Source organism: Lentzea sp. NBRC 105346 (genome assembly GCF_030269605.1).
Lineage (GTDB): Bacteria > Actinomycetota > Actinomycetes > Mycobacteriales > Pseudonocardiaceae > Lentzea.
The window spans coordinates 1-11,512 of the sequence record NZ_BSTQ01000014.1; the positions used below are offsets into that span (position 1 = coordinate 1).

11 protein-coding genes are annotated in these 11,512 nt (G+C 69.0%); 7 read left to right on the forward strand and 4 right to left on the reverse strand.

Going from position 1 to position 11,512, the window contains the following annotated elements; translation table 11 throughout:
* Window positions 1–129: 129 nt before the first annotated feature.
* Window positions 130–1,560, reverse strand: coding sequence for a sensor histidine kinase (locus QSK35_RS27225; protein ID WP_285750369.1), 1,431 nt, complete (start codon window positions 1,558–1,560; stop codon window positions 130–132).
* Entirely contained in the window at window positions 1,557–2,228 is a 672-nt protein-coding gene (locus tag QSK35_RS27230) for a response regulator transcription factor (RefSeq protein WP_285750370.1), read from the reverse strand. The genes QSK35_RS27225 and QSK35_RS27230 overlap by 4 nt, the downstream gene beginning before the upstream one ends.
* A gap of 236 nt (window positions 2,229–2,464) precedes the next feature.
* Here QSK35_RS27230 and QSK35_RS27235 point away from each other — a divergent pair, with 236 nt between their 5' ends.
* The 7 genes from QSK35_RS27235 to QSK35_RS27265 all read left to right on the forward strand — a co-directional run bounded on the left by QSK35_RS27235 (window position 2,465) and on the right by QSK35_RS27265 (window position 8,712).
* On the forward strand, window positions 2,465–2,917 hold the full coding sequence (locus tag QSK35_RS27235; protein WP_285750371.1) for a hypothetical protein: 453 nt from the start codon (window positions 2,465–2,467) through the stop codon (window positions 2,915–2,917).
* The gene (locus tag QSK35_RS27240) at window positions 2,914–3,321 is read left to right on the forward strand and encodes a TIR domain-containing protein (RefSeq protein WP_285750372.1); all 408 of its coding nucleotides are present in this window, start codon (window positions 2,914–2,916) and stop codon (window positions 3,319–3,321) included. The genes QSK35_RS27235 and QSK35_RS27240 overlap by 4 nt, the downstream gene beginning before the upstream one ends.
* A 43-nt stretch (window positions 3,322–3,364) precedes the next feature.
* Window positions 3,365–5,137 (forward strand): aspartate--tRNA ligase, encoded by a 1,773-nt coding sequence (aspS, locus tag QSK35_RS27245; protein ID WP_285750373.1) that lies wholly within the window; start codon window positions 3,365–3,367, stop codon window positions 5,135–5,137.
* Window positions 5,137–6,081 carry a DUF389 domain-containing protein gene (locus tag QSK35_RS27250; RefSeq protein ID WP_285750374.1) on the forward strand — a complete coding sequence of 315 codons (945 nt, stop codon included), beginning with the start codon at window positions 5,137–5,139 and terminating at the stop codon, window positions 6,079–6,081. The genes aspS and QSK35_RS27250 overlap by 1 nt, the downstream gene beginning before the upstream one ends.
* Window positions 6,082–6,192: 111 nt before the next feature.
* The gene (locus QSK35_RS27255; RefSeq protein ID WP_285750375.1) at window positions 6,193–7,380 is read left to right on the forward strand and encodes an aminoglycoside phosphotransferase/kinase family protein; all 1,188 of its coding nucleotides are present in this window, start codon (window positions 6,193–6,195) and stop codon (window positions 7,378–7,380) included.
* 176 nt (window positions 7,381–7,556) lie between these two features.
* Complete coding sequence (locus QSK35_RS27260) at window positions 7,557–8,351, forward strand: SGNH/GDSL hydrolase family protein (protein ID WP_285750376.1); 795 nt, start codon at window positions 7,557–7,559, stop codon at window positions 8,349–8,351.
* Complete coding sequence (locus QSK35_RS27265; RefSeq protein WP_285750377.1) at window positions 8,320–8,712, forward strand: hypothetical protein; 393 nt, start codon at window positions 8,320–8,322, stop codon at window positions 8,710–8,712. The genes QSK35_RS27260 and QSK35_RS27265 overlap by 32 nt, the downstream gene beginning before the upstream one ends.
* Before the next feature lie 6 nt (window positions 8,713–8,718).
* Here QSK35_RS27265 and QSK35_RS27270 read toward each other — a convergent pair whose 3' ends face one another.
* Window positions 8,719–9,687, reverse strand: coding sequence for a PQQ-dependent sugar dehydrogenase (locus tag QSK35_RS27270; protein WP_285750378.1), 969 nt, complete (start codon window positions 9,685–9,687; stop codon window positions 8,719–8,721).
* A gap of 21 nt (window positions 9,688–9,708) precedes the next feature.
* Window positions 9,709–11,508, reverse strand: a complete 1,800-nt coding sequence (locus QSK35_RS27275) for a glycosyltransferase family 39 protein (protein ID WP_502881724.1) — start codon at window positions 11,506–11,508, stop codon at window positions 9,709–9,711.
* Window positions 11,509–11,512: the final 4 nt, after the last annotated feature.

An 11,512-nucleotide genomic window follows, 5' to 3' on the forward strand; every position in this document is an offset into this window, starting at 1 on the left:
AAACAACGCAGGCCCAGCAAACCCAAGACAGCAAACAACAAAACGGGCCGCCGCTCACGCGACGGCCCGTTAGGGAACTCACCCCTGGTTAAAACACCAGCGCTTGGAAAGCTCCCCCCATAGCAACCCTCAGTGCGTGAGCACCGGCACGTGCTCGCCGAAGATCAGCGCCAGCTCGGCGTCCAGGTCGACGACGGGTTCCGGCCGCGGTTCGGGTATGACGGCGTGCGTCGCGACGAACGACCCGTTGATGAACTGCCAGATCTCGTCGCCGGTCCGCTGCGGCGGCGCGACCACCCGGCGTTGCTGCACGGGTTCACCGGTCGGAATCGTTGCCACGAAACGGATCCCGCGGAAGTCGGCGGTGTCGGCGGCCTCCAGCGTGCCCCGATGCCGGGAGGCGATGCGGCGGGCGATGGCGAGGCCGAGGCCCGCGCCGCCCGCGTCGCGCGTGCGGGCGTCGTCGAGGCGGGTGAAGCGTTCGAAGACGCGTTCGCGGTCCGGCTGCGCGATGCCCGGTCCGTCGTCGGTCACCTCCAGCACCGCGAGCGGACCACCGCGCAGCCGCACGGTCACCGTCGACGAGGCGTGGCGTTCGGCGTTGTCCAGCAGGTTGCCGAGCAGCCGCGACAACTGTGCGCGGCGGCCGGCGACGTGCACCGGGCGTGCCTCGACATCCGCGATGAGCTCCACATCGGACACCCGCCGGCGCAGGATCTCGCGCTGCACCACGGCGGTCAGGTCGACGGCGTCCTGTTTCTCGGTCGCGTCGGCGTCGAGCCGGGCCAGCAGCAACAGGTCCGTGGTCAGCTCCTGCAGCCGTTCGGTGTCCTCCAGCGCGTTGCCGACGACGGTCGGCCAGTCCGCGAGCTGCGGGTGCGACACCGCGATCTCCAGCTCGGCGCGCAACGCCGCCAGCGGGCTGCGCAGCTCGTGCGACGCGTCCGCGACGAACCGGCGGGTGTCCTCGACCGCTTTGTGAACCCGGTCGAGCGTCTCGTTCATGGTGGTGGCCAGCCGCGTGATCTCGTTGTCACCGCTGGGAACCCGGATGCGGCGCGTCAGGTTCTGCTCGTTGATGTCGGCCATCTCGCCGCGCATCTCCTCGACCGGTGCGAGCACGCGGACCGCCGCCGCCCACGTCATGAAGCCGACCAGCGTCGTGACCGACAGGGCGATGCCCGCGACGAGCAGGATCGAGCCGTTCAGGGTCTGCTGCGCCCGCTCGACACCAGGGCGGGCGTTTGTGAGCCGTGGCCGGCCGTGCACCTCGTACGTGACGTTCTCCGGGGAGGAGAACGGCCAGGCCGACAGTGCGGGCCGGACTTCGCCGGTCTCGTAGCCGATGAAGCTGATGCTGTGATTCGGCGTGAACCTCTTGCCGTCCTCGACCTCCGTGCAGCCGTCGACCGTGCACACGTAGGAGATCCGCGACTCGTCGATGCTCCGGCGCTCGGCCTGGTCCCGCAACGAGATCGCGACAAGCACGGTCGCGCAGCCCAGCAGCAGTGCCGTCACGAGCGTCGCCCACGCGGTCACCTTGAACTGCAACGACCTCATCGGTCCACCAACCGGTAGCCGACGCCGCGGACCGTGGTGATCGACCGCCGCTCGAACGGCGTGTCGATCTTGCGGCGCAGCGCGCTGATGTAGACCTCGACGAGGTTCGGGTCCGGGTCCTGCGCGGCGTCCCAGACCCCGTCGATGATCTCGTTCTTCGTCACGACCTCGTTCGTGTGCCGCAACAGGAAGGTGAGCACGGCGAACTCCTTCGCCTTCAGGTCGATCGCGGTGGTGCCCCGGCGGCACTCCCGGCTGACCGGGTCCACCACGAGGTCGCCCGCCCTCAGCAGGACGGGCTGACTCGTTCGGCTGCGCCGGGCCAGCGCGCGCAGCCGGGCCACGAGGACGACGTAGGAGAACGGCTTGGTCAGGTAGTCGTCCGCGCCGGTGTCCAGCCCTTCGGCCTCGTCGAACTCGCCGTCCTTCGCGGTGAGCATCAGGATCGGTGTCCACACGCCGGCCTCCCGCAGCTCACGGCACACGTGGTAGCCGTTGAGACCGGGCAGCATGATGTCCAGGACGATCACGTCGTACGGGTGCTCGCGCGCACGCCAGAGCCCGTCCGTGCCGGTCCGCTCCACGTCGACCGCGAACCCCTCCGCGGTCAGCCCGCGCACCAGCAGGTCCGCGAGGCGGCGGTCGTCCTCCACCACGAGCACACGCATGTACAGCAGAGTGCCGTATTCGCCATGATCGAGTCCTGAAATCCGTTTCAGGAACGTTCAGCGTCACTTCAGGTACGGGCTGCCAAGCTTCCGGCCGTGGATGGGGGATCCACGACCGGGGGAAAGAGAGTGCCGGCGCCTGCTTGGGGGAGAGGCGCCGGCGCCCTCTCCGCCGAGGCCTCCGCAAAGATCAAAGTGGCTTGACCCGCCACGTGCCGTGCTCACAGACTGTCGCGGTGTCGCCGACAGAGGACGAACTCGACAAGGACCAGCTCGACCAGCTGCACGCCGCCACGTTGAAGGCCTCGGACGCGTGCTTCGAGATGAAGAAGCTGTGTGCGACGGTCCTGGTGCCCACGGGGACGCTGGTCGCTCTGCTCAGCGACCGGATCCTGAACGCGGCGGTGTTCGTGGCCGCGATCGCGGTGGTCATCACTTTCTGGATGGCCGATTCGGTCGCGTACTACTACCAGCGCAGACTGCGCAACGTCATGGACACCATCTGGTCGCGGCGGGCACAGCGGTGCAACGACTACCCGCACGTCCCGGCCGCGAAGCACATTCGTCCGCTGCGCGCCCTGTTCAACGGGTCGATGTCCTACTACTTCGTGTTGCTGCTGGTCCTGGCGGTCGCCTTCGCGCTGTACGGCATGGGTGTGATCGCACCCGTCGGACGGATCAGCCCGTGAAGGTCTTCGTCAGCTACATCCGGCGCGAGAACCCGATGGACCGGCTGAAATGGGTCGCGGAGATCGCCGCGAGCCTCGGCAGCCCGCATGTGGACGACCTGGTGGACCACCGGGGCGCGGACAGGCACTCGAACGTTGTCGCGGCGCTGCGGACCGCTGACGCCTTCGTCGCGGTCGTTACCCCGAGCTATCCGGCAACGGTGTGGACGTCATGGGAGTTCGGCGTCGCGAAAGCGCGAGGTATACCGCGGTTCGCGCTGCTGCCCGACGGCGAGCTCGTGGCATCCGGCACGTCGCGCTGGCCGTGGACGGAGGCCGAAGAGGCGGCGATGCTCGGGTCGGCGGACGTGACCGAGCCGCCACTCCCCAACCTCTGTGGAAACGCACCTGCGGGCGTTGGCTAGCCTTGACCGCAACACCAGCTATGAACTAAGAGGAGCCACCACCGTGTTGCGCACGCACGAGGCCGGGTCACTCCGGGCCGAGCACGCCGGGCAGTCCGTCACCCTGACCGGGTGGGTCGCTCGCCGGCGTGATCACGGCGGTGTCATCTTCATCGACCTCCGCGATGCCTCCGGCGTGGCCCAGGTCGTGTTCCGCGAGGGCGAGATGGCCGAACGGGCGCACAAGCTGCGCTCCGAGTTCGTCATCAAGGTCGTCGGTGACGTGAGCAAGCGGCCCGAGGGCAGCGAGAACCCGGACCTCGCCACCGGCGCGATCGAGGTCTACGCGACCGAGCTCGAGGTGCTCAACGAGGCGGCGCCGCTGCCGTTCCAGGTCGAGGGCGACCTCGAGGTCGGCGAGGAGGCCCGCCTCAAGCACCGCTACCTGGACCTGCGCCGCAGCGGCCCGGCGAAGGCCATCCGGCTGCGCAGCGAGGTCAGCCGGATCACCCGCGAGGTGCTGCACGGCGAGAAGTTCGTCGAGGTCGAGACGCCGACGCTGACGCGGAGCACGCCTGAGGGCGCGCGCGACTTCCTGGTGCCGGCCCGCCTGCGGCCCGGTTCCTGGTACGCGCTGCCGCAGTCGCCGCAGCTGTTCAAGCAGCTGCTCATGGTCGGTGGCCTGGAGCGGTACTACCAGATCGCCCGCTGCTACCGCGACGAGGACTTCCGCGCCGACCGGCAGCCCGAGTTCACCCAGCTCGACATCGAGATGAGCTTCGTCGAGCAGGACGACGTCATCGCGCTCACCGAGAAGATCCTCTCCACCATCTGGAAGGAGCTGGCGGACGTCGAGCTGCCGCTGCCCTTCCGTCGCATCTCGTACGCGGACGCGATGGCGAAGTACGGCTCGGACAAGCCGGACCTGCGCTTCGACCTCGAGCTCACCGAGCTGACCGAGTACTTCAAGGAGACGCCGTTCCGCGTCTTCCAGGCGCCGTACGTCGGCGCGGTCGTCATGCCCGGTGGCGCCTCGCAGCCGCGCCGCACGCTCGACGGCTGGCAGGAGTTCGCCAAGCAGCGCGGCCACAAGGGCCTGGCGTACGTGCTGGTCCAGGAGGACGGCACGCTCGGCGGACCGGTCGCCAAGAACCTCACCGACTCCGAGCGCGAGGACCTGGCGAAGGCCGTCGGCGCGAACGCCGGTGACTGCATCTTCTTCGCCGCGGGCGACCCGCGGGACGCGCGGGCGCTGCTCGGCGCGGCCCGCGTCGAGATCGCGCACCGCGTCGGCCTGATCGACGAGAACGCCTGGGCGTTCGCGTGGGTCGTGGACTTCCCGATGTTCGAGTCGGTCGAGAAGCTCGAGGCCGGTGACGTCGCCGTCGGCGGCGGCAAGTGGACCGCGCTGCACCACGCGTTCACCTCGCCGACCCCGGAGTGGATCGACCGGTTCGAGGAGGACCCCGGCAACGCGCTGGCGTACGCCTACGACGTGATCCTCAACGGCAACGAGCTGGGCGGTGGCTCGATTCGTATCCACCGCGCGGACGTGCAGCAGCGGGCGTTCAACGTGATGGGCATCGGCGCCGAGGAGGCGCAGGAGAAGTTCGGCTTCCTGCTCGACGCGTTCAAGTACGGCGCCCCGCCGCACGGCGGCATCGCGCTCGGCTGGGACCGCCTCTGCATGCTGCTCGCCGGCGTGGACTCGATCCGCGAGGTCATCGCGTTCCCGAAGAGCGGCGGCGGCTTCGACCCGCTGACCGCGGCCCCGGCGCCGATCACCGCGCAGCAGCGCAAGGAAGCCGGCGTCGACGCGAAGCCCGACCAGAAGTAATGCTGCGGCTGCGGGTCGCCTGTCCGGAGGGGCAGACGGACGCCGCGCTGCGGATCCTCCGGGACCACGTGGGAGCGACGCACGTCGTGCTCCTGCGTGGTGCCGTGGTGGAGCCGCCCGGCGACCTGATCACGGCCGACATCGCGCGCGAGGCCGTCGACGAGATCCTCTGGCGGCTGTGCGAGCTGGACATCGACCACGAGGGCGGCATCACCCTCGAACAGATCGACACGTCGCTGTCCGACGCCGCCGACCGCGCCGAGGAGGCCGCGCCCGGTGACGGGTCCGACGCCATCGTGTGGGAGGAGCTGATCTCCCGCACCGGCGAGGAGTCCAAGCCGAGCTGGACCTTCCAGGCGTTTCTCACCATCGCGTGCCTGCTGGCCGCGGTCGGCGTCGCGACCGACTCACCGGTGACGATCGTCGGCGCCATGGTCGTCGGCCCGGAGTTCGGGCCGCTCGCCGCGATCGCGGTCGGGCTCGTCGCGCGGCGGTGGGAGCTGGTGAAACGGGCCGCGATCGCGTTGGGCATCGGCTTCCCGGTCGCCATGGTGATCACCGCGGTGCTCAGCAAGGTGGGCGACCTGACCGGCCTGTTCGACGCGGACACGTTGTTCACGAAGAACCACCAGGTCGACTTCGTCTACCAGGTCGGGATCTACTCGCTGATCGTCGCGCTGCTCGCCGGAGCGGCGGGCATGCTGTCGATGACGTCCGCGAAGTCCGCGGCACTGGTGGGCGTGTTCATCTCGGTCACCACGGTGCCCGCCGCCGGGTACGCGGCGCTCGCCGCCGTTCTCGGGAAGTGGGACAGGGCGGGCTACTCGCTGCTCCAGTTGCTCATCAACTTGATCGGTATTGTCGTCGCGGCCGCCCTGGTCCTGTTGATACGACGCCGCAAGACAACGGATGGTGTGACCACGCGTCCACTGTCCAGTGGGTGAACGTGCAAATCGAGATACGGAACGAGCCGTTATCAACAAGTGGTCGTGATCGCCGCCTCGGTTGGTTAGCGTCGGCGGGACTCACAAGCAAGGGGAGTAGGGTCGGAGGGGATGAGCGTCGTGGAGATCACCGCTGGCTCCCCTGACGTCGACGGCACCGCTTCCCCCGAGGTCATCGAAGCGGTCGTCGCCGCCGAACAGGTGTTGAGCAGGCGGCTCGGAGCCCAGGTCCGGCTCGCCGATCCCGAGGAGCTCGGCGGAGCAGGACGTTCCGTCGTCATCCGCGTGAGAGTCGCGCAGTCACCGTTCTCGATGCCCCGCACGCTCGTGGTGAAGCGATATCCGCCCGCGACGCACGACCGCGACCCGTGGGCGCACGAGGCGGTCAGCCACCAGCTGCTCACCGCGCTGCCTGCGGAGGAACGGGCGACGCCCGAGCTGTACGCGCACGACGTCGGCTCGCGGCTCGTCGTGCTGGAGGACCTCGGTCGCGCGCCCCGGTTGTCGGAGAAGCTCAACGGCACGGACGCCCGCGCCGCCGAACGCGGGCTGCTGTCGTGGGCGCACGCCATGGGCCGCCTGCACGCGACGACCGCCGGCCGTGACGCGGACTTCGACGCACTCATGCGCCGGGCGGGCGGCCAGTGCTGTCAGGACCCGGTCGCGTTCGACGTGCACGGCGCCATCGCCGGGCTGCCCGACCTGCTGGAGTCCGAGCTGGGCGTGAAGATCCCGTCGTCGGCGCTGGAGTTCGCGCAACAGGCGGCGAAGGCGTTCAGCACCTCGCGCCGCCGCGCGTTCAGCCCGTCCTCGTCGTGCCCGGACAACCAGCTCGTGACCAGCCGCGGCGTGCGGTTCGTCGACTTCGAGGGCGGCTGCGTCCGCGACATCGTGTTCGACGCGGCGTGCCTGCGGGTGCCGTTCCCGTCGTGCTGGTGCGCGTGGGGCCTGCCGCCGGGCATGTCCGAGGCGATGGTCGCCGCGTGGCGCGCCGAGGTCGGCTCGGTGTGGCCCGAGATCGACGACGACGCGGTGCTGTTACCGCGTCTGCTCGAGGCGCAGCTGCTGTGGGTGTGGCTGGCGACGTGGCGGGTGCTGCCCAAGCTGGACGACCATCGTGACCTGGACGCTCCACCGAGGTCCGTCGTGCTCGCCGGCCGGTGGGTGCGGCTGAAGGCGGACGCGATCACGTTGGGCGAGAAGGCGGTTGTGGCGCACGCCGACTGTGTGATTGACGCACTGGTGGAGCGGTACGGTTCGGAGGTCCTCGAACTCCCGCTTTACCCAGCTTTCCGCTGACGCAGCTCGGTGGTGCCGTTAAGGCCACCATCACTGCGTCCAGCGCAGCAAAGGTGGCCATAACGGCACAGGCGGGTACGTTTCGCGGGTCTGCGAAGTTCCTGTTTACCCAGCATTTCGCTGAACCGTTCCCGTGTGGCCATTCGTGGATCACCGGGAAACCCGATGCTGGGCACGTGTTGGTGCTACTCGGAGATTCGACGGCGGTCGGCATCGGTGACCCGGTCCCCGGTGGCTGGCGCGGCTTCGGCCCGCTGCTGGCCGACGCCTTCGGCGGGGACTACCGCAACCTGGCGTTGTCCGGAGCCCGCATCGCGGATCTGCGGCGTTCACAGTTGCCCACAGCCCTGGAGCTGCGCCCCAAGGCGGCCGTCGTGATCGCGGGGGTGAACGACACGCTGCGGTCGGACTTCTCCCCGGCGCAGCTGCATTCCGACCTCGACCACATCGTGGGGTCACTGTCGTCGTCGGGCGCGTCCGTAGTCACCGTGCGGTTCCACGACCAGGGCCGCGTGTTCAAGCTGCCAGGCCGGCTGCGCCGCGTGCTCGGTGAGCGCATCGCGGCGTTGAACTCGGTGATCGACGTCGTCGTCGCCCGGCACGGCGCGCGGTGCGTGGACCTGCACCTTCTGCCTGGGGCGTATGAACTTCCGACGTGGGCGGTCGACCGTCTGCACCCGTCCGAACGCGGACATCGCATGCTGGCCAGGGCATTCGCCGCCGAGCTGCGCGCCGTCGGGCACACCGTGCGGCCCGTGTCGCTGGAGTGCGGCGGCGGCCGTGAACTGACCGTCGCGCACCACATCGCGTGGCTGCTCGTGAAGGGGGTGCCGTGGCTGTGGCGTCGTGGCCGCGACCTGCTGCCTCTACTGTGGAGCCATGACATTCCGGGAGAGGCACGTACGGCCGTTACCGGTGGCAGTGGCGGCGCGGTGGCAGGTGAAGCGCTACGAGCTGACACTGGACGGTGAGGAGCTTCCTCCATCGCTGCGCGCGGCCGCGGACCAGATGATGGAGACGATGGTCGCGCCGTTCGAGCCGGACGGGCCCGAAGGAGCGTTCTCCGTCCTGCACTCCGGCGAGGACGCCGTGTGGCTCAACGTGTACATGTGGTGCCAGGAAGCGATCGTCCGGTGTGTCATGGCCTCCGCGCCCCAGGACGATCCGGAGTCTTTCGAACCGTTGAAAGAACCGCTGATCGGGTGCGTGTGGGAGCTGCCGATCCTGGAGTTCGAGCGGTCTTCGTGGGTGCGCAACATGTTGCTGATCGAGCCTTCGCTCGGCGCTTACCTGCGGGACCGCCGACCGGCCGGGTTGGTCGGCGGTCCCTGACCAGGGTCAGGGCGTGAAGCTGACGATCTTGTCCACACCGCCGCCGTTGGTCGACGAGAACCAGAGGGTGCCGTCCGGCGCCAGCTCGACCGCGCGCAGCTTGCCGTACTTGCCGGTGAACAGCGCCTCGGGCGTGCCGGCCTTGCCGCTCTTCACCGGGATCTTCCACAGGCGCTTGCCGATGTTGCCCGCCATGTACAGGTTGCCCTTGAAGTAACCGAGGTCGCTCGGCGTCGCCTCGGAAGTGCTCCACTGCACGATCGGGTCGACGAAACCGGGCTTGCCGCACTTGCCCTCGCACACCGGCCACCCGTAGTTGCGGCCGTGCTCCACGCGGTTGAGCTCGTCGAACGTGCTCTCACCGGACTCGGACACGAACATCCGGCCTTGCGGATCCCACGTGATGCCCTGCGGGTCGCGGTGCCCGAGCGAGTACACCAGGGTGGAACCGACGGGCTTGCCGGACGGGCGCATGCGCAACACCTTGCCCGCCAACGACTTCGGGTCCTGCGCCAGGGCCGGTTGCTGCGCGTCGCCGGTCGTCGCGTACAGCAGGCCGTCCGGGCCGAACGCCAGGCGGCCACCGACCCGCTTCTGCCCCAACGGAATTCCGGTGACGATGGGACGAACAGTGCCACCGAGCTGCAGCGAGGCGATGCGGTTGTCCGTCTCGGTGGAGTAGTAGATGAAGACGGTCTTGTCCACGACGTACTTCGGGGACACCGCGATGCCGAGCAGCCCGCTCTGCACGCCGTTGGGCTTCGCCTCGGCGATCTTCTGCACCTCGCGGACCACACCGTCGCGCACGGACATGATGCGGGCGCTGTCCCGTTCCGTGAACAGCGCCGAACCGTCCGGCAGGAAACCGATCGCCCACGGATGGGTCAGACCGGTCGCTATCTCGCGTTCGGCCGCGGGTGCCGGTGTGCACACGGACACCGACAACACCGCGGCCAGAACCACATTTGTCACCATGCGGCAGGAGCGAACTCCCGCTCAGGAACCCGCGTCAAGGTCGTAAACCATCTGCCCACCAACAGAAACCGCCTTGAAGTGGGCGGATACCCAATCGGCTATGTCCGAACCGCCGCGACCTGAAACGAAGTATCCGATTTTCCCTTCTGAGACGTAACGCTGGAACTCCTCCAATGTGGGCGCGGGGTCGCCACCGTTCCAGCCGCCGATCGCGATCACCGGCCGGCCCGAACCGAGCTGCAACGCGGCGGCGCTCTGCGCGCCGGTCGTCGCGGCGGCCCACTGGGTGTCCGTCTGCGCCAGCAACGCGTTCAGCTCGCTGCTGGAAACGGCGCCGCCCGGACCGCCCCGCATACCCATGCCGCTCTGCACCGGCCCGGACATCGGGATCGAGCCCGCGTGCGTCTGAGCCGCGGTCGCGAACGAATAGGCGGACGTGCCGAACAGAGCCGCCGCCACGATCGCACCGATGAACGCACTTCGCTTGACACCGAACAACAATGCGAACGTGACCAGGGCCGTCAGCACCAGCAGCGTCCAGCGCACCCACGGCTGCCAGTCCGGCACACGGGCCAGCAGGATGAAGCCCCAGACGCCGGTGAAAGCGACCATCACGGTCAGCGCCACCCGAGCCGGGAAGTGCGCCCGGCCGCGCCACAGCTCCCGTCCGGAGATCGCGACCAGCGCGCTGATCGCGGGTGCGAGCGCCACCGTGTAGTAGGGGTGCGTGATGCCGCTCATGAAGCTGAACACCACGCCGCTCACGACGAGCCAGCCGCCCCACAACACCAAGGCCGCACGTGTGCGGTCAATTCTTCCTCCGCGACGCGTGAACCACAGGCCGGCGATGAGACCGATCAGTGCGGCGGGCAACAGCCACGAGATCTCCGCGCCCATGCTGGCGCCGAAGAGTCGCGTGATGCCCGTGGCGCCACCGAAACCGATGTTCCCGTTGCCGCCCATGCCACCGCCGGGTCCACCGCCACCGAAGATGCGGCCGAGTCCGTTGTAGCCGACGGCGAGTTCCCACAGGCCGTTGTTGTTCGAGCCGCCGATGTACGGGCGCGACGACGCCGGCCACAGGTCGACCAGCGCGATGAACCACCCGGCGGACACGATCACCGCGATGCCCGCGCCCAGCAGGTGCAGGAACCGCTTGCCCAGACCCGTTGGGGCCGCGAGCAGGTACACCGCGGCGAGGCCCGGCAGCACGAGGAACGCCTGCATCATCTTCGTCAGGAACCCGAAGCCGATCGCGACGCCGGCGAGCGCCAGCCAGCGCCACGAAGCCTTTTCCAGCGCGCGGACCGTGCAGTACGCGGCCACGGTCATCAGCAGCACCAGCAACGCGTCCGGCAGGTTGAACCGGAACATCAGCGTGGCCACCGGCGTCAACGCCAGGGCCGCGCCCGCGAACAGCCCGGCCCACTCACCGGACGTGCGCTTCACGGTCGCGTACAGCACCCACACGGCCAGCACGCCCTCGATCGCCTGCGGCGCCAGCACGGTCCAGCTGGAGAAGCCGAAGACGCGCGCGAACAGTCCGCTCACCCACAGGAAGACGGGCGGCTTGTCGACCGTGATCACGTTGCCGGGGTCGAGCGAGCCGAACAGCAGCGCCTTCCAGCTCTGCGAACCGGCCTGCGTCGCCGCGGCGTAGAACTCGTTGCCGTAGCCGGAAGCGGTGAGGTTCCACAGGAAGAGGAACGCCGATCCGACGAGCAGAGCCGCGAGGGCAATTCGATGCTTGGTCACGCGTCGATTGGTAGGCCCTCGGCGCTGATCCTCACGCGGAGGGGCCGCCTCCATGGTCAGCGTCATACCG